The sequence below is a fragment of the Streptomyces pluripotens genome, assembly GCF_000802245.2.
Classification (GTDB): Bacteria; Actinomycetota; Actinomycetes; order Streptomycetales; family Streptomycetaceae; genus Streptomyces; species Streptomyces pluripotens.
In genome coordinates this window covers 360,760-379,248 of record NZ_CP021080.1, presented here as the reverse complement: position 1 = coordinate 379,248, position 18,489 = coordinate 360,760, and the positions used below count along the sequence as shown (strand labels likewise).

Here is an 18,489-nt window from a genome sequence, read left to right as displayed (position 1 = left end):
GCCCTTCCTACAGTCGGAACCATGACAGCCACCGCGCAGCCCGCCGCCCGGAGGGATGCCACGGCTCCGGTACGTCTGGCCGCCGGGGGGCGCCTCGGTTGGGTACCAGAGGCCTTCGCGACGCTCTTCGCCGGGCTCGGCCTGCTCTGCGCCCTGCTCGCGTTCATCGCTCCGCTGCGCAGGCTGCTCCGGCCACTCGTCCGTACCCTGGACCTGCTCCTGATCCCCATCAGCGCCAACCTGGCCTACGCCGTCTTCCTGTTCCTGCTGGCCGGCGCCACCGCCGCCCGCAAGAAGGTCGCCTGGTGGCTGGTGGTCGTCTACCTCGGCCTGCTGGTGCTCAGCGACGTGCTCGGTGCCGCCCTCGGCCTGTACGCACAGTCGCTGCCGTCCCTGGTGCTGTGCGCCCTGCTGCTGGTTCTGCTGGTGGTGGCGCGCGGGGAGTTCTACGCCGCCTCACGGCGCGGCGCCCTGTGGCGGGCGCTGGCCGTGCTGGTGGCCGGGCTCGCCGTGGCGATCCTGCTGGGCTGGGGGCTGGTCCTGCTCTTCCCGGGCACCCTCCCGGCAGGCCAACACCTGGCCTGGGCAGCCGACCGGGTGTGCGGCGGCCTGGTCTCCAACCGCTCCTTCGACGGTCGCCCACCACACCAGGTCACCTTCGTGCTCGGTCTGCTCGGTGCGCTCGCCCTGCTCAATGCCGCCGCCACGCTGTTCCGGTCGCAGCGCCTGGAGGCCGCGCTGCACGACGACGAGGAGACCCGCATCCGCGCCCTGCTCGCCGCCCACGGCGCGCAGGACTCCCTCGGCTATTTCGCCACCCGGCGCGACAAGGCCGTGGTGTTCTCACCCAGCGGCAAGGCGGCCGTAACCTACCGGGTTGAGGCCGGGGTGTGCCTGGCCAGCGGCGACCCCGTCGGCGACCTGGAGGCCTGGCCGCACGCCGTCGCCGCCTGGCTGGACGTGGCCCGCCGCTACGCCTGGGCACCCGCGGTGATGGGGGCGTCGGAGAACGGCGCCCGCTGCTACGCCCGTGCCGGGCTCGGTGCCCTGCAACTCGGCGACGAGGCGATCGTGCAGGTGAGCTCCTTCGACCTCGGCGGCCGGGACATGCGGGTCACTCGGCAGGCCGTGCACCGGGTCCGCCGCACCGGCGCCACCTGCCGCATCCGACGCCATGCCACGCTGACGGATCGGGAGATGCGGGAGATCGTGGACAAGGCCGACGCCTGGCGCGACACCGAGACCGAGCGCGGCTTCTCCATGGCCCTGGACCGGCTCGGCGACCCGGCCGACGGCGACTGCCTGCTCGTCGAGGCCCTCGATGAGGACGGCCGGCTCCTTGCGCTGCTCTCCTTCGTGCCTTGGGGCCGTGACGGCGTCTCCCTGGACCTGATGCGTCGTGACCGGACCGCCCCCAACGGGGTGACGGAGTTCATGGTCGCCGAGTTGTGCGCCGCCGCCGTGAAGCTGGGTGTGCGCCGGATCTCGCTGAACTTCGCCGTCTTCCGGTCCGTGTTCGAGGAGGGCGCCCGCATCGGCGCGGGTCCTGTCCTGCGGCTCTGGCGCCGACTGCTGCTGTTCTTCTCCCGGTGGTGGCAGCTGGAGGCGCTGTACCGTTCCAACGCCAAGTACCACCCCGAGTGGTACCCGCGCTTCATCTGCTACGGCGACACCGCCTCCCTCGCCCGTATCGGCCTCGCCTCCGGCATCGCCGAGGGTTTCGTGACCGTACCCTCACTGCACCGGCTCTGGGGCAAGGGGCATGCGAAGTCCGGGCAGCGGCCCGCCACCACCGAAGGGTTGCCGTCCCTGACGGCGCTCGGCCTCGACGGAGGGGACCAGGCCGGAACCATCGCCCCGGACGCGGACCTGCCCGAGCAGGTCCGCGTCCGGCACCGCACACTCGACCGTCTACGCGCCAGCGGAACCGACCCCTATCCGGTCGGCGTCCCCGCCCCCACCCATGCTCTCGCCGACGTCCCGTCCGACGCGGACGTGACCGTCGCCGGCCGCCTCATGCTGGTCCGAGATTTCGGCGGCATCGTCTTCGCCGTGCTGCGTGACTGGTCCGCCGACCACCAGATCGCCCTCACCCGCGACGCTTCCGGCGCCGCCACCCTCCGCCGGTTCACCGCCGACACCGACATAGGAGACCACGTCACCGTCACCGGCCACACGCGGCCGAGCGACACGGGCGAGCCCACGGTCTTCGTCACCTCCTGGCAGCTCACCGGCAAGTGCCTGCACCCGCTGCCCGACAAGCGGCGCGGCCTCACCGACCCCGAGGCCAGGGTCCGGCGCCGCCATCTCGACCTGGCGACCAGCCCCGCCGCCCGCGCCGTGCTCCGCGCCCGCTCCGCCGCCGTACAGGCGCTGCGCCAGGGCCTGCTGGGGCGCGGCTACACCGAGGTCGAAACCCCGATGCTCCAGCAGGTCCACGGCGGTGCCCATGCTCGCCCCTTCACCACCCACATGAACGCCTACGACCTGGACCTGTACCTGCGCATCGCCCCCGAGCTGTATCTGAAGCGGCTGTGCGTCGGGGGCCTGGAGAAGGTCTTCGAACTCGGCCGGACCTTCCGCAACGAGGGCGTCTCCTACAAACACAACCCCGAGTTCACGATGCTGGAGGCGTACCAGGCCCACGCCGACTACGCCGTGATGCTCGACCTCACCCGCGAACTGCTCCAGGGGGCGGCGACGGCCGCTTTCGGCGCGCCGGTGGTCCGCAGGGGCGGCGAGGAGTACGACATCTCCGGGCAGTGGCCGGTGAAGACGGTGCACGGCGCGCTCTCCGAGGCGCTGGGGGAGGAGATCGGACCCGGCACCGAACTGCTGCGGCTGCACCGGCTGTGCGACCGTGCGGGCGTCCCGTACACCGCCGATGACGGGCCCGCCGAAGTGGTGCTGGAGATGTACGAACGACTGGTCGAGGAGCGCACCGGACCGCCCACCTTCTACAAGGACTTCCCGGCCGCCGTCTGCCCGCTCACCCGTCGACACCGCACCGATCCACGACTGGCCGAACGCTGGGACCTGGTCGCCTTCGGCACCGAACTCGGCACGGCCTATTCCGAGCTGACCGACCCCGTCGAGCAGCGCAGCCGCCTCACCGAGCAGTCACTGCTGGCCGCGGGCGGCGACCCGGAGGCCATGGAACTCGACGCGGACTTCCTGGAGGCCCTCGAATACGCGATGCCCCCGACCGGCGGACTCGGTATCGGCGTCGACCGGGTCGTCATGTTCCTCACGGGCCTGACGATCCGGGAGACCCTGTTGTTCCCGCTGGTGCGCCGCCGCTGACTCCCGGGTCCGAAGCGGTTCCGCGGACGCCGCGTCCGGGCAGCGTCAGCAGCGCGACCACCGCGGCGGTCAGACCGAGCGCCGCACCGAGTTCGAAGCAGGCGCGGACCCCGGGCACCAGGAAGTTCCGGTAGTCCTTGAGGCCGGGCAGCGTCGTGGCGGGCATCCGCTGCTGGGTGACCGTGACGATCCCGACGAACAGTGATCCACCCAGACCGGCGCCGAGTTGTCGGGACGCGTTCAGTCCCTGCGGGAGCGCATCGCTGCCGGGACGCGCGAACGTCGTGGGCAGCGCCAGCACACCACAGCCGAAGGCGATCAGCAGCAGCGGCAGCAGTGCATCGGCGAAGTGGAGGTCAGCGCTCTGCACGCTCAGCAGGACGAACCCGGTGGCCGCCACGGTGCTGGCTCCGGCCACCGTGGCGCCGAGACCGGCGCGTGCCGCAAGCGGGGGGAGGACCAGACACCCCAGCACCACTCCCGCGACGGCGGGCAGCAGGGCCCAGCCGATCCGTATCACGGAGAGTCCGCCGATCACCTGCAGGGCGAGCGTCAGGACGAACAGGACACCGGCGAGGCCCGCCGCCAGCAGGGTCACCACCGTGTAGGCGCCGAACGCCGCACGTTCCCGGTACAGCCGGGCCAGCAGGGCAGGCACCCCTTCGCCCCGCCCGAACCACCCCAGTGTGGACGGCACCAGCGCCCCGGCAACGGCGACGACGATGACCGTGGTCGAGGACACGCTCCGGCCGCCGAGCCAGTCGGCGAACCAGGCCAGGAAGCCCAGCGGTACCACCGCCAGCGCGGCGCCCCCCACCCGGGCCCGGGACGCCCGCGCGGGCTCGGACTCGGTCAGCGCCAGTGGGGTCAGCAGCAGGAGCACCGCCCCGGCGGCGGCCTGCACCCAGAACAACGCCCGCTCCGTCGACGTGGTGCTCAGCAGCACGGAGCACGGCAGCACGACCGCGGGTGCGGCACAGGCGACGACCGCGAAGTGGACGTTCAGCGCCCGGGCCCGGCCCGGACCTTCCGGATGCGTGGACTCGATCAGTGCCAGCGCACCGCTGGTGATCGCCGCCGCCGCGATCCCCTGTGCCGCACGCGAGGCCAGCAGCACGCGGGCGTCGGACGCCACCGCGGGCGCCGTGGCGGACGCGATCGACAGCACGAGTCCGGCCATCAGCACCCGCCGCTGTCCGAATGCCTTTCCGAGTGCTACTGCGAGCACCGGCAGCGCGGCGAAACACACGCTGTATGTGGACAGCAGCCACGTCAAGCCGTTGAAGGACAGCTGCCAGTCGCGCACGATCAGCGGTATCCCCACCGCGAAGGCGGTCGTGTCGAAGACGACGAGTACCTGGGCCAGGGCCAGCAGCACCACTGCCAGCCCGCTGCGCCACACCGTGGCCGTCTGCCCGGTGGCTCCCCCCTGTGTGACCAACTCGGTTCCCCCCGACTGGTGACGGCGCCTCCATGCGCGCGGAGCAATTGCTTATCAGAAGTCGCCAGGAGGCACCACAACGGTTCCGGCACTCGGCCGTTCGAGTGCATTCGGGCAGCCGCACCGGTGTCGTTGTGGTGCGCCGGAGGCCTGCGGGGCGACTGATGAGTCATGCAGAAAGATCAACTCTTCACGCGGCGCCGGGTGATTCTCGCGAGCGCCGCCGCCCTGGGAGCCGCGGGCACCGCTGGAGTCGTTCTGGTGGGCGGTGACGAGGAGCCCGTCCGGACCACCGCGCCCGAGCCCGCACCCGTCGCCGGCCCGCAGGCCCGTCAGGCGCCCAAACCCTCCGCCTTCCGGCTCCGGCCGCTCACCGGATACGGACCGCCGCGCGCCGCACCCCGCAAGCTGAAGGTCCGCAAGGAGCCCATCCTGAGCATCTCCGGTCGCGGTCGGCACATGATGCTGACGTTCGACGACGGCCCCAATCCGCACTACACGCCGCACATCCTCGACACCCTTGCCCGGTACAACGTCCGGGCCATGTTCTTCGTGTGCGGGGAGTGCGTCGTGGACAACAAGGAGCTGTTGGCCCGGATGGCTGACGAGGGGCACGTGGTCGGCAACCACACGTGGACGCATCCGCTGCTGACCACCCTGAACCGCAAGGAGATCCGCTCCGAGATGGAGCGCACCAGCGACGTCATCGAGGACGCCTACGGCGAGCGCCCCCAGTGGTTCCGCGCGCCCTACGGGGCTTGGAACCGGGCGACCTTCCAACTCGGCGCCGAAATGGGCATGGAACCGATGGCCTGGACGGTGGACAGCCGGGACTGGACCACACCCGGTACCGACATCATCGTCGACCGTATCGAGAGCGGCGCCGCCCCCGGTGTCGTGGTGCTCTCGCACGACGCCGGAGGCGACCGTTCGCAGAGCGTCCGCGCGATCCGCGAATACCTTCCCTACCTCATCGACTCCGGATATCACCTGACCGTGCCGCATCGCCGAGTCGGCTGATCGACATCACCGAGTCGGAAGGACCGGGGGTTTCGCCCGCCGGCGCGGCACCTCAGGTGACCGCGACCAGGCGGGCGAAGACGACGACGTTCCCGTCGTAGCCGTTCTGCTTCGAGAAACCGCCACCGCAGGTGATCACCCGGAGTTCCGGAGTCCCCTTCGAACCGTACACACGGTCGCCGGGGAAGTTGCTCTTCTCGAAGACCTCGACTCCGTAGACCTCGAACACCGCGGTCTTTCCGTCCTTGCGCAGGACCTCGACCCGGTTTCCCTTCCTGAGTGCCCCGAGGCCGTAGAACACCGCGGGGCCTTTGGTGTTGTCCACATGGCCGACGATGACGGCGGTTCCCTTTTCGCCGGGGGAGACGGCGCCGGTGAACCAACCCGCCAGGTTGGGGTCGTCCGGTGGTGGCGCGCCGATCCAGCCGTCGGTGTCCAGACCGACCGGCATGACCGGCGCGTCGACCTGGATCACCGGGATCCGGACCCGGTCGACGGCGGAGAACGCCAGCGGGGCGGGTGCAGCGGCGACCACGCCCGGCGTGGCGCGGCTGTCGGGCGCCGCCGCCGAGGCGGGTTGCGGCGGGCCGACGTCGAACTCGCCCGAACCGTTCCGAATGAGCGCCAGGCCGGTCAGCAGAACAAGCGCTATGACGCCCCACGGGGCACGCTTCTTCCGCCGTTCCTCCTCTTCGATGAGCTCGGACAGCTCGGACGCAGACATTCGCCATCCCCTCTCGACGCAGCCGTCGCCACGTCCATCGCGCATGGGAAAACGCTAAGTCCCGCGCGCGCGGTGGGCGACGGGGCGAGAGGCGAATGGGTGGCCCGCCACCTGGTCGGTGCGCCATCCGAGTTGCAGCTCGCGGAGAATTTCTGACGGTGTGTGACCTGCGGCAATATCTGATTGTGTGGTTTTCGTTCGGCGTGTTGCCTCACCAGGACGGACCATTCTCGACATGCGGGCGTGTTCCGGGGGTCTGAGGGTCTATCCGGGAGGTGTTTTCTCGCCGATCGACCGGGGACGGGACCCGGGGCGCCTCCCGCGGAGGAAGACATGCGAAACAAACGCGCCCTGGCGGCCGCGTGCGCCGCGGTCGCCGTGCTCGGGCTCGCCGCACCCGTGGCCGTCGCGGACGGTATGGGCCACGGGGGCGGACCGGGCAACAGCTCGGACATCAGCCCGGACATGGGCAGCTTCAGCGGCACCTTCACCGGCCACTTCAACGGCAACGGAAACGCAAACTTCGGCGACAGGGGTCGCGGTGATGACCCGGGTCGAGGCGGCGACCGGGGTAACCGGAACGACAACGGCGGTGGCGACCGCGCCGACGACTGGGGCGGTCGTGGCGGCGACGGCGGTCCGCGCAACATCGTCGCCACGCCCAGTGTGATCGCTGCCGGAGCCCGGCTCACCGTCACGGTGGACGGCTGCCGCGGCGGAACCATGTCCTCCCGCGCCTTCCGTACCACCCGGCTGTCGTCGTCCCGCGACGACAGCGCGCGCGGAACCGTCACGATTGACCGCGACGCCCGGCCCGGCCGGTACGACATCACGGTCCGCTGCGACAGCAGGTCCCTGACCCGGCCGGACGCCTTCACCGTGCTCGGCGGGGTGCACGGCGGTGTCGGGGGCGGCACCTCCGTCGGTGCCACGCCGGCCGACATGGCGATCGGCGGCGGACTCGTCGCCTCGGCCGTGATCACGGGTGGTGCGTTCTGGCTGCGTCGCCGGCACGAGAAGCGGATCTGACACCGTCGGCCTCACCGTCGTGTCCTCCTCCAGACGTCCTCCGGTACGTCGTTTTCCTGCCGGGCGCCGCGTGCGTCCGGCAGGACTCCGGCCCGGTTCCACCAGGGGCGGGGTCCTGCCGTGGAGAGCGGTCAGACGCCGTCCCCGTGGGCGCGGCCACCGGAGAAGTGGTCTTGCTCGGGATCCGGACCGTGTCGAAGGCTTTCGATGTGACCGTGGCGGTGCCCCGGCAGCCACCGTGGCCGGGGACTATCCCGTGACGTTCGGGAACAAGTTCAGGAACGGCTCCGCGGTGACCGCGATGCCCCGGCTGAAGGGGGAGTCGAAGTCCCAGATGAGGAACAGCATGAAGGCGATGGTCGCCGAGAACAGCCCGGCCAGAACCAGTTCGCGCCTGGTCCGCTGGATCTGCAGCGCGAAGACCATGCCGACGGTGATGACCGCGCCCGCGAGCAATCCCCACCACACCACCGCAGGCATGGTGGGCCCGGTCGAGTCGGCGCGCGCGCTGCGTGCCTGGTCGGCGGCGGCCATCTGGTCCAGCAACGGCTGGTAGGCCTGCGCCTCGAAGTCGTTCCTGGGCTGGTAGTCGGTGACGTCCTCCCGTACCCGCTGCAGCAGTTCGGCGCCCCGGTCGGTGACGCGTTCGTCGCGCGACATCGTCTGCCACTCGGTGTGCACGACGTAGCCGGCATAGGCGTCGACGTCGTCCCGGACACGTTCCCGGACGTCCGGCGGATAGACCCGGACCCGCTCCGAGATCTCGTGCAGTGCCTGGGCCTCGGACTGGACATAGTCCTGGGCGGAACTACGGGCCTCCCACACGCCCGCGATGGCCAGGCCCAGGACGATCGCGTACACGACACCGATCCACATCGTCATGTACTCGATGACGTCCGGGGTCTCGCTGGGGTCCTCGTCCTGCGGAGCCCTCCGGTGCCGTACGAGGGTGACGACGACCACCACGGCACAGGCCGCGAGCATCGCAAGGACGAGAACAAGCCAATCCGACAACAGGTGCCTCCATGATTCGGCGGTCCGCGCATCAGCGCGGGCGCAGCGCGGCGACGGCGACGACCGCGGGAACGGTGATGAGCAGGACGAAGGTGACCGGCGTGGTGTGGTCGGGGGCGGCGCGCCTGACCGAGTGGGGGTGGTAGGCCGGGTAGCTGACCGGGGCCACCGAGGGCCGCGGTGCGGGCTTCGGGGTGGGCTTCGGCCCGGGGCCCGACGCGCGTGTGGGTGTGGTGGTGGGGGCGGGCCGGGGCGCCCGCCGGGACGGGGCGGGCCGGGCGGGCGGCCTCGCCCGGGGAGTGCCCTCGGGTTCGGGGCGGGGTGCGGGGAAGGACCGATGAGGGCTCGGCGTTGGCTCCGGTGGCGGTGGCGGTGGCGGTGGCGGTGGCGGTGGCGGTGGCGGTGGCGGTGGCGGGGTGGGCGTTGGGGTGGGCGGGCTCGGCGGCGGGGTCGGCCCGGGACACGGCGGGGGCGCCGGCCAGTGGGGGCCGCCCGCGTAGGCCATTGCCAGGGTGCCGTCCGGTCCTGTGGAGGCGGACGCGCAGGCATCGGCCGACGCGCTGCCGACCGGGCAGCCCAGGAGGGTCCAGCTCAGCGCCAAGAGGATCAACACCCTTGTGGCGGGCGCGCGTCGGATCACTTCGGGTGCATGCACGACGAAGATCATGAGGTGCGACACACGGCGGTACGCCGTAGTGCGCCGGGAATGCACCGAAGGGGGTACGCGGTGCGAACAACCGTTTGGCGCGTCGAAGAGCCCTGTCCGGTTATGCCCCTGTGCCTGTCTGTCCCGCCAATGACGGCCCGCGTGACGGCCCGTGTGATCGGCCCGCGTGGCGGTCGGCCTGACGGTCCGCGTGGCGGCGGCGCGGAAAGAAATCCCGAAGAATCTGCCGTCCCGTTGAACGCTCTGGCCCCTGAGCCGCGTACCCATGGCCGTGCGGTGGCGCAGCAGGCGCCGCACCATCAAGGTGACAATGGGGAGTTGACGATGAAGACCTCCTGGCGGACCGCCGCACTGGTGGCCACAGCCGCCTCGGTGCTGACGCTGACGACGGCGTGCGGTCAGGACAACACCACCACTCCCGCGTCGGCGGCCCAGAACATCGGGGCCACGGCCGCGGCGGGCGACTACGGCAGCTCGGGACCCGGATCCGACACGGGCAACGGCTACGGCGCCGACGGTAGCCAGAGCTCCAGCTCCCCCAAGCCGGCCGCGCCCGCCGGCAAACTGTCCGTGGCCGCCAACCCCGACCTGGGGAGCGTGCTGACCGACAGCGCCGGTATCACCCTGTACCGGTTCGACAAGGACACGGCGAATCCGCCCAAGTCGAACTGCAACGGTGACTGTGCCACCACCTGGCCGCCGGTCCCCGCTGACGACGCCACGGCAGGCGCCGGCATCGACAAGGCGCTGCTCGGTGAGGTGACCCGCGCCGATGGCAGCAAGCAGCTCACCATCGGCGGCTGGCCCGCCTACCGCTACGCCAAGGACGTCAACGCCGGTGACGTCAACGGCCAGGGCGTCGGGGGCAAGTGGTTCGCGCTCGCCCCCAACGGCAAGAAGGCCTCCCTCAACGCGTTGCCCGGTCTGTCCGTCCACAAGGACCCCAAACTCGGTGACATCGTCGTCGACAAGAACGGCATGACGGTCTACCGCTTCCTGAAGGACAAGGCCTGGCCGAAGTCGGTCTCGAACTGCGTCGGCGGCTGCCTGGCGAAGTGGCCGGCGGTCGCCCCGGTCAAGGCCGATGACACCCAGGGGGTCAAGAAGAAGGGGTTGATGGGCTTCACCCGTCCTGACGGAGTGAAGCAGATGACGGTCAACTGCTGGCCGATCTACACCTTCTCCGGGGACAAGGCGCCCGGAGACACCAACGGTCAGGGCGTGGGCGGCACGTGGTACGCCGTCTCGCCCGACGGCAAGCCGGTTGGCGCGCCGGGCAACTAGATCACCTCCCCAGGGTCGATCATCCCGCCCGTCCGGCGCGCGGCCGAAGGTCCGCCCCCTCCGCACCGCACGGAGGGGGCGGACCGTTGTCTGGGGCGATCGTGTGTCATGCCACCGGTGTAGCCGTGACACAGCGCGGTCATCCGAGCACTTCCCGCAGGCAGTGACCGGGAACGGACGGTCAATTTCCGTTTCAGGTCGCTCCTTTGGCGAGCGATCAGTAGCCTCAGCTCGAACACTGGATCGCCTACGCCTGTCGTCCTCGCCTTGGAGAGATACATGGAGCGTCCCGCCTGGGCCCCCCGGAGCATCGACATCTCGGTGCCGAGCGTCTCGCGCATCTATGACTACTACCTGGGCGGATCCCACAACTTCGAGGTCGACCGCGAGGCGGCCCGCAAGGCGATGGAGTTCATGCCGGGGCTGCCGAAGATCATGCAGGCCAACCGGGCGTTCATGCGTCGGGCCGTGCGCTTCGCGGCCGGGGAAGGCATCACCCAGTTCCTCGACATCGGCTCCGGCATCCCCACGTTCGGCAACGTCCACGAGGTGGCGCAGGCGTCCGTGCCCGGCGCCCGGGTCGTCTACGTCGACAACGACCCGGTGGCCGTCGCTCACAGCCAGGCGGTCCTGGCCGGGAACGAGGACGCGGACGTGATCGCCGCGGACCTGTGCAAGCCGCAGGAGATCCTCGCCAGTGACTGCCTGGAGCGGTTGATCGACCTGAACCGGCCAGTGGCTCTCCTGCTCGTTGCCATACTGCACTTCGTGGAAGACGCGAACGACCCGTCCAGTGCGGTGGCCGAGCTGCGCGAAGCGCTCGCGCCCGGCAGCCTGCTGATCCTCACCCATGCCTCGTACGAGGGAATCCCGGTGACCGCCGAGCGGGCCGAGGGCGCGGTGGACGTGTACAAGGACATTCGTAACCCGCTGATCATGCGGTCGCGCGAGGAGATCGCGCGGTTCTTCGAGGGGTACGACATGGTGGAACCCGGACTGGTGCCGATGCCGTGCTGGCGCCCGGAGTCGGAGCCGGAGGACGAGGACCCGTACGCCTTCTCCGGATTCGCCGGTGTGGGGCGTACGGCGTGAGCGCGGAGCCGGACGGGCCGGAGGACAGACTGCGCCGGCTGACGACCATCTGGAGCCGGGCGCTGTTCCCGGTGACCTCGACGTCGCTCACCCGGATGGAGTTCGAGGAGCAACTCCTACCGCTCGCAAGCCGGTTGAACGAGCTACTGCGGGCGCGCGGCTTCGACGCGGACGGGGCCAAGGCGGTGGGCGCCGCCCTGGTCAACGCGCACTGCACTGACCCCGAGGCGCTCGTGCGCACGCTGGACTGCGTCGACGCCTACCTGGTCCTGTACTGCGGTGAGGACGGCCTCCAGGAGGAACTGCGTCTGCGCTCCTCACGGCTGCAGCACGCGATGGCCGCCGGGTACGCCCAGGCGCTGCGCGAACGTACTCTGGCCGAGCAGGAGGCCATCGCCCAGGCCGCGTTGCGGGCCCAGGGCGTGGTGGCGCAGGCGCTGCACGCCAGCGAGGCCCGCTTCCGCGCGGTCTTCGAGGGCGCGGCCATAGGGATCGGCATCGCCGACCTCGACGGCAACGTCCTCCAGGTCAACGAGGCGCTGCTGCGCATGTTCGGCCTCTCCGAGCCATCACTGCGGGGCCGCAGGGTGCTCGACTGGACCCATCACGAGGACGCCCCGCAGACCTGGAAACTCTACGACGAACTGGTGCGTGGCGAGCGCGAGCACTACCACGTGGAGAAGGCCTTCAACCGCCCGGACGGCACCGTCCTGTGGACCAACCTGACGGTCTCCCTCCTGAGGGACGCCGACGGCAAGCCGCAGTACCAGCTCGCCCTCATGGAGGACACCACCGAGCGGCGACTGCTCAACCTCCGCCTGCGGTACGAGGCCACGCACGACGCGCTCACCGGACTACCCAACCGCACCCTGTTCTTCGAGCGGCTGGAGAAGGCCTTGGGCGCGGGTGAGGGGCAGCGCTTCGGGCTGTGCTACCTCGACCTGGACGGTTTCAAGACCATCAACGACAGTCTCGGTCACGCGGCCGGCGACCGTCTGCTGGTCGAGGTCGCCGACCGGCTGCAGTCGTGTGCGACCGCACCCGGTGAGATGGTCGCCCGGCTCGGCGGCGACGAGTTCGTCGCACTGACCACCGGACCCGGCACCGAACGCACGGTGGACGAACTCGCCGAGCGCATCATGAGCGCGCTGGTCACCCCGATCGGTATCGACGGCCGGGACCTCATGGTGCGCGGCAGCCTCGGCATCGTCGAGGGACCGGCGGGCGAGCGCACCCCGGCAGAGGTGCTGCGCAGCGCCGACATCACCATGTACCGGGCCAAGTCGGCCGGCGGCAACCGTTGTGAGCTGGCCGATCCCGAGGCCGACGCCCGCGCGATCACCCGCCACGGACTGACCACGGCCCTGCCCACGGCGCTGGAACGCGGCGAGTTCTTCATCGAGTACCAGCCCCTTGTCCACCTCGGCGACGGCAGCGTGCGCGGTGCCGAGGCACTGGTCCGCTGGCTGCACCCGCAGCACGGGGTCCTCGGCCCCGACCGCTTCATCCCGCTCGCCGAGCACACGGGACTGATCGTTCCGCTGGGCCGCTGGGTCCTGGAGGAGTCGATCCGTCAGGCCCGCGCCTGGCGCGAACGCCACGAGGACCGGACAGCGGGCGAGCCCCTGCGCATCAACGTCAATCTCTCCCCCTGCCAGCTCAGCCACCCCGGACTGGTCCAGGACACCGTGGACATCCTCGAACGCGCCGGTGTCGCCCCGGATGCCCTGTGTCTGGAAGTGACCGAGACCGCGCTGATCGGTGCCGACGACGACCTGCTCAAGCCTCTGCACCGGCTGGCCGAGATGGGCGTCGACATCGCCCTGGACGACTTCGGTACCGGCTACTCGAACCTGGCGAACCTGCGCCGGCTGCCGGTGCGCGTCCTGAAACTGGACCGCTCCTTCACCCAGGGGATGCAGCAGTTCCCGGCGGACCCGGTCGACCTGAAGATCGTTGAAGGCATCGTCTCCCTCGCCCACAGCCTCGACCTGGCGGTGACCGTCGAGGGCGTGGAGACCGGCGCCCAGGCGGAGCAATTGCGGATACTGGGCTGCGACACGGCTCAGGGTTGGTACTACGCCAGGCCTGGGCCTCCGGAGCGGCTGCACGACCTGGCGCTGGTGGACGCGACGGGCTGAGCCGCGTGCGGCTCAGCCCCGCACGGTAGGGGGCCGTCCGCACTGCCGTGGACGTGGGGTGCCGCTTTCCGGCCGGCCGGTCAAGGACCGGGCACCGCACCGGTCTTGCCCCGGTCGCCACCGGGAGAATGGGAGCCCGTCCGGCGGTGTCCTTGCGGCCTGGCGGACTTTTGGGCCCGCTCACCGTTCCAGCAGCATCCGCTGCAACTCCCGCGCAGCTCGGGGCGGAGCCACATCGCTTCGGTGGGCCAGTGCGATGGTGCGGTGCAGACCGGGCCGCGCCAGCGGCGTGACGCGCAGGTCCAGGCCCGACCGGGTGGCGACCATCCGGGGAACGACCGCCACACCCAGCCCCGCCCGGACGAACCCGAGCACCGCGTCCATCTCGCCCCCCTCCACGGCGAACTCCGGATCGAACCCCTGTGCGCGACACGCCGCCACGGTCAGTTCCCGCAGGTCGTACCCGTGCCGGAACATCACCAGTCGCTCGCCCACCAGATCGGCGACGTGGACGGTGCGACGGCCCCGGCCGGGCGCCGGGGCGTTGGGCGACGACACCACGACCAGGTCCTCCCGGAGCAGCTCCACCGTGGTCAGGGCGGGCGACGGCGACGGCAGCGGTAGCACGATCAGGGCCAGGTCGAGCGCACCCCGGGCCAGCTCCCGCACCAGGTCGTGCGAGCCGCCCTCCTCGATGAGCAGCTGGATGCCGGGATAGCGGTCGTGAAAGGCGCGCAGCACGTCCGGCAGCAGCCCGGTGCACAGACTCGGTGTGGCCCCGAGTCGTACCCGCCCTCGCCGCAGCTGCACCAGCTCCTGCACCTCGTACCGGGCCGTGTCCGCGTCGGCCAGGATGCGCCGGGCCAGCGGCAGGAGTGCCTCGCCCGCGTCGGTGAGCGTGATGTTGCCCCGGGCGCGCAGGAACAGATCCGCGCCCAGTTCCCGCTCCAGCGCCCTGATCTGCTGGGAGAGGGAAGGCTGGGCGACATGGGCGAGTTCGGCGGCCCGGGTGAAGTGACGGGTCTCGGCGACCGCCACGAAGTACTGGAGCTGCTGGAACTGCATCCCTTCACAATAGCGTGAGGCTATCGAAACAAGCTGAACCATGTCTTGGACCGATCGCTCCGTTCGGCCCTAGCGTGCTGTGCCATGGCTCTGGCAACGCGGACGGACCGACGGTCGTCCAAGGTACGCACGAGGTGGGACTCCACCATCGGCAAGAAGACGGTGATGGCCGTCAGTGGCCTGACCATGCTGCTGTACCTGGTCGCCCATGTGATGGGAAATTTGAAGATCTTCTTCGGTCCGCAGGAGTTCAACCACTACGCACACTGGTTGCGCACCGTTGGTGAACCGTTCATGCACTACGAGTGGACGCTCTGGCTCGTCCGGATCGTCCTCGTCGTGGCCGTGGTCGCCCACGCGACGTCCGCCTACCAGCTCAGCCGTCGTGGTATCAAGGCCCGGCCCACCCCGTATGTGCACGCCAGACACCGGGCCAGCTATGCGACCCGCACCATGCGCTGGGGCGGGATCATCCTCGGCCTGTTCCTCATCTGGCACATCCTGGACCTGACCACCGGCACCGTGCACCCCGGAGGCTTCCAGCAGGGGCACCCGTACCAGAACGTGGTGGACACCTTCTCCACCTGGTACGGCAATGTCATCTACATCGTCGCGATGCTCGCGCTCGGCCTGCACATCCGGCACGGCTTCTGGAGCGCGGCCCAGACCCTCGGTATCGGCAGCCGCGCCTGTGACCGGGCGCTGAAGGCCATCGGCGACGTCCTCGCGTTGCTGCTCACGGCCGGATTCGTAGCCGTGCCCGTGGGCGTCATGACCGGAGTGGTGAGCTGACCATGACCTACACCGACTACGGGACCGGCGCGCCGGTCCACGACTCCACGGCCCCCGCCGGACCGATCCACGAACGCTGGGACAGGCGCCGTTTCGAGGCGAAACTGGTCAACCCCGCCAACCGGCGGGGACACACGGTGATCGTCGTCGGCACCGGACTGGCCGGCGGCTCCGCGGCCGCCACGCTCGCTGAACAGGGTTACCACGTCGTCCAGTTCTGCTACCAGGACTCCCCGCGCCGCGCGCACTCCATTGCGGCGCAAGGAGGCATCAACGCGGCGAAGAACTACCGCAACGACGGCGACTCGATCCACCGGCTCTTCTACGACACCGTCAAGGGCGGTGATTTCCGGGCGCGGGAGTCCAACGTCCATCGGCTCGCGCAGATCTCCGTGGAGATCATCGACCAGTGCGTGGCACAGGGTGTGCCCTTCGCCCGTGAGTACGGCGGGCTGCTCGACACCCGCTCCTTCGGCGGCGTCCAGGTGTCCCGTACGTTCTACGCCCGCGGCCAGACGGGCCAGCAGTTGCTGCTGGGCGCCTACCAGGCGTTGTCGAGGCAGATCGCCGCGGGAAACGTGGAGCTCCATCCGCGCACCGAAATGCTCGATCTGATCGTCGTGGACGGACGGGCCCGCGGGATCGTGGCGCGTGATCTCGTCACGGGCAGGACCGACACGTACTTCGGCGACGCCGTCGTCCTGGCCAGTGGCGGCTACGGCAACGTCTTCTACCTGTCGACCAACGCCATGAACTCCAACGCGACCGCCGTCTGGCGAGCCCACCGGCGCGGCGCCTACTTCGCCAACCCCTGCTTCACGCAGATCCACCCGACCTGCATCCCGCGCACCGGCGAGCACCAGTCCAAGCTGACGCTGATGAGCGAGTCGCTGCGCAACGACGGCCGGATCTGGGTGCCCCGGGCCAAGGGCGACGACCGTCCGCCGCACCAGATTCCCGAGGACGAGCGCGACTACTACCTGGAGCGCATCTACCCGTCTTTCGGCAACCTGGTCCCACGGGACATCGCCTCCCGGGCCGCCAAGAACGTCTGCGACGAAGGAAGAGGCGTCGGTCCCGGCGGGCAGGGCGTCTACCTCGACTTCGCCGACGCCATCCAACGCATGGGCCGACGGGCCGTGGAGGCGAAGTACGGCAACCTCTTCGACATGTACCGGCGGATCACCGACGAGGATCCGTACCAGGTGCCGATGCGGATCTACCCGGCCGTGCACTACACCATGGGCGGCCTGTGGGTGGACTACGACCTGCAGACCACCGTCCCCGGCCTGTTCGCGATCGGCGAGGCCAACTTCTCCGACCACGGCGCCAACCGGCTCGGAGCGTCCGCGTTGATGCAGGGCCTGGCCGACGGCTACTTCGTACTGCCGGCCACCATCAACGACTACCTGGCCCGCAACCCGCGCCAGGACCCGATGACCGCCGACCACCCGGTGGCCCGGCAGGTGCTGGCCGACACCGAGGATCGGCTGAACATGCTGCTCGCCGTGGACGGCGACCGCACCCCCGACTCCTTCCACCGTGAACTCGGCGAAGTCATGTGGGAGTTCTGCGGCATGGCCCGTACGGACGCGGGTCTGCGCAAGGCCTTGGAGCGCATCCCCCAGATCCGCGAGGAGTTCTGGCGGCGCATCAAGGTGCCCGGTACCGGAGCCGAGTTCAACCAATCGCTGGAGAAGGCGAACCGCATCGTCGACTACCTGGAACTGGCCGAGTTGATGTGCCTGGACGCGTTGCACCGCACCGAGTCATGCGGCGGCCACTTCCGAGAGGAGTCACAGACCCCGGACGGTGAGGCCGCCCGCAAGGACGAGGTCTTTTCCTACGCAGCCGCCTGGGAGTTCACGGGTACGGGGCAGGCTCCGACCCTGCACAAGGAAGACCTGGTCTTCGAGTACGTCCACCCCACCCAGCGGAGCTACGCATGAAGCTCACCCTGCGCGTCTGGCGGCAGCGCACCGCCGATTCCGAAGGAGCCATGGCCACCTACGAGGTCGATGGCATCACACCCGACATGTCCTTCCTGGAGATGCTGGACGTCCTCAACGAACAGCTCATCCTCTCCGGCGCGGAACCCGTTGCCTTCGACCACGACTGCCGGGAGGGAATCTGCGGCGCGTGTTCGCTGGTGATCAACGGCCACGCGCACGGACCGGAGCGCACCACCGCCTGCCAGCTGCACATGCGGTCCTTCCACGACGGCGACACGATCGACGTCGAACCGTGGCGGGCCGCTGCGTTCCCGGTGATCAGAGACCTGGTGGTGGACCGGTCGGCGTTCGACCGGATCATCCAGGCCGGCGGGTACATCACCGCGCCGACCGGTTCCGCACCGGAGGCCCACTCCACCCCTGTGCCCAAGGCCGACGCGGACTTCGCGTTCGAGCACGCCGAGTGCATCGGGTGCGGGGCCTGCGTGGCCGCGTGCCCCAACGGAGCGGCGATGTTGTTCACCTCCGCCAAGGTCAACCACCTGAACGTGCTGCCCCAAGGTGCGCCCGAGCGGGAGACACGGGTGCTGGACATGGTGGCGCAGATGGACGCCGAGGGCTTCGGCGGGTGCACGCTCACCGGTGAGTGCGCGACGGCCTGCCCGAAGGGGATCCCACTGGTATCCATTACGAGCATGAACAAGGAGTGGCTGCGGGCCACCCGGAGGACGAGGGGGAGATAGCGCCTCCGCACTGGACGTTCGCCGACAAGGAGGCGGGCGGGCGGGGCCGGGAGTGGTGCTCATCCCCGGCCCCGTCTGGTTTCCGTCCCGCCGGAGGCTGCCCGCATGACCTTCGGGCCCGCACACGACGGGTGACCTCGTCCCGGAACGCGTGCTCGACACGGAAGAAGCCGCACGGCTACTCGCCGGGTCGGTGAGCAACGACGACTGAACGCCCGCTAC

At 70.1% G+C, this 18,489-nt stretch carries 14 protein-coding genes; 9 read left to right on the top strand and 5 right to left on the bottom strand.

The features are described from left to right. Nucleotides 1-21: 21 nt before the first annotated feature. Nucleotides 22-3,303 (top strand): bifunctional lysylphosphatidylglycerol synthetase/lysine--tRNA ligase LysX, encoded by a 3,282-nt coding sequence (lysX, locus tag LK06_RS01645; protein ID WP_078858883.1) that lies wholly within the window; start codon nt 22-24, stop codon nt 3,301-3,303. On the opposite strand, the gene LK06_RS01640 is transcribed toward lysX, so the two are convergent. After that, on the bottom strand, nt 3,248-4,744 hold the full coding sequence (locus LK06_RS01640; RefSeq protein ID WP_043405328.1) for an MFS transporter: 1,497 nt from the start codon (nt 4,742-4,744) through the stop codon (nt 3,248-3,250). The two genes, lysX and LK06_RS01640, sit on opposite strands and share 56 nt — an antisense overlap. Before the next feature lie 171 nt (nt 4,745-4,915). Between LK06_RS01640 and LK06_RS01635 the strand changes: the two genes are divergently transcribed. Beyond that, on the top strand, nt 4,916-5,764 hold the full coding sequence (locus LK06_RS01635) for a polysaccharide deacetylase family protein (protein ID WP_043405330.1): 849 nt from the start codon (nt 4,916-4,918) through the stop codon (nt 5,762-5,764). Nucleotides 5,765-5,816: 52 nt separating this feature from the next. Here the strand turns inward: LK06_RS01635 and LK06_RS01630 are convergent, their stop codons facing one another. After that, complete coding sequence (locus tag LK06_RS01630) at nt 5,817-6,488, bottom strand: class F sortase (protein WP_039653956.1); 672 nt, start codon at nt 6,486-6,488, stop codon at nt 5,817-5,819. Nucleotides 6,489-6,821: 333 nt separating this feature from the next. On the opposite strand from LK06_RS01630, the gene LK06_RS01625 reads away from it, so the two are divergent. Continuing rightward, nucleotides 6,822-7,517 carry a hypothetical protein gene (locus LK06_RS01625; RefSeq protein ID WP_039653957.1) on the top strand — a complete coding sequence of 232 codons (696 nt, stop codon included), beginning with the start codon at nt 6,822-6,824 and terminating at the stop codon, nt 7,515-7,517. 249 nt (nt 7,518-7,766) lie between these two features. Here LK06_RS01625 and LK06_RS01620 read toward each other — a convergent pair whose 3' ends face one another. Beyond that, complete coding sequence (locus tag LK06_RS01620; protein WP_043405333.1) at nt 7,767-8,531, bottom strand: bestrophin-like domain; 765 nt, start codon at nt 8,529-8,531, stop codon at nt 7,767-7,769. Between the two features lie 31 nt (nt 8,532-8,562). Continuing rightward, nucleotides 8,563-8,700 carry a hypothetical protein gene (locus tag LK06_RS34130; protein ID WP_234367650.1) on the bottom strand — a complete coding sequence of 46 codons (138 nt, stop codon included), beginning with the start codon at nt 8,698-8,700 and terminating at the stop codon, nt 8,563-8,565. Nucleotides 8,701-9,522: 822 nt separating this feature from the next. Here LK06_RS34130 and LK06_RS01615 point away from each other — a divergent pair. From LK06_RS01615 to LK06_RS01605, 3 genes are all read left to right on the top strand, one after another. Then, complete coding sequence (locus tag LK06_RS01615) at nt 9,523-10,482, top strand: SCO0930 family lipoprotein (RefSeq protein ID WP_039654553.1); 960 nt, start codon at nt 9,523-9,525, stop codon at nt 10,480-10,482. A 279-nt stretch (nt 10,483-10,761) separates the two neighbouring features. Beyond that, entirely contained in the window at nt 10,762-11,574 is an 813-nt protein-coding gene (locus tag LK06_RS01610) for an SAM-dependent methyltransferase (RefSeq protein WP_039654554.1), read from the top strand. Then, nucleotides 11,571-13,715 carry a putative bifunctional diguanylate cyclase/phosphodiesterase gene (locus LK06_RS01605; protein WP_039654555.1) on the top strand — a complete coding sequence of 715 codons (2,145 nt, stop codon included), beginning with the start codon at nt 11,571-11,573 and terminating at the stop codon, nt 13,713-13,715. The genes LK06_RS01610 and LK06_RS01605 overlap by 4 nt, the downstream gene beginning before the upstream one ends. A 180-nt stretch (nt 13,716-13,895) precedes the next feature. Here LK06_RS01605 and LK06_RS01600 read toward each other — a convergent pair whose 3' ends face one another. Continuing rightward, a complete protein-coding gene (locus LK06_RS01600; protein ID WP_039654556.1) occupies nt 13,896-14,780 on the bottom strand; it encodes a LysR family transcriptional regulator in 885 nt (294 codons plus the stop codon). 84 nt (nt 14,781-14,864) lie between these two features. Here LK06_RS01600 and LK06_RS01595 point away from each other — a divergent pair, with 84 nt between their 5' ends. Genes LK06_RS01595 through LK06_RS01585 form a run of 3 tightly spaced genes read left to right on the top strand, consistent with a single transcriptional unit; the run spans nt 14,865 to nt 18,267 of the window. Beyond that, a complete protein-coding gene (locus tag LK06_RS01595; RefSeq protein WP_052270075.1) occupies nt 14,865-15,572 on the top strand; it encodes a succinate dehydrogenase in 708 nt (235 codons plus the stop codon). Between the two features lie 2 nt (nt 15,573-15,574). After that, entirely contained in the window at nt 15,575-17,521 is a 1,947-nt protein-coding gene (locus tag LK06_RS01590; protein WP_039654557.1) for a fumarate reductase/succinate dehydrogenase flavoprotein subunit, read from the top strand. Next, entirely contained in the window at nt 17,518-18,267 is a 750-nt protein-coding gene (locus LK06_RS01585; RefSeq protein WP_039654558.1) for a succinate dehydrogenase/fumarate reductase iron-sulfur subunit, read from the top strand. Before LK06_RS01590 ends, LK06_RS01585 begins: the two co-directional genes overlap by 4 nt. Nucleotides 18,268-18,489 lie beyond the last annotated feature (222 nt).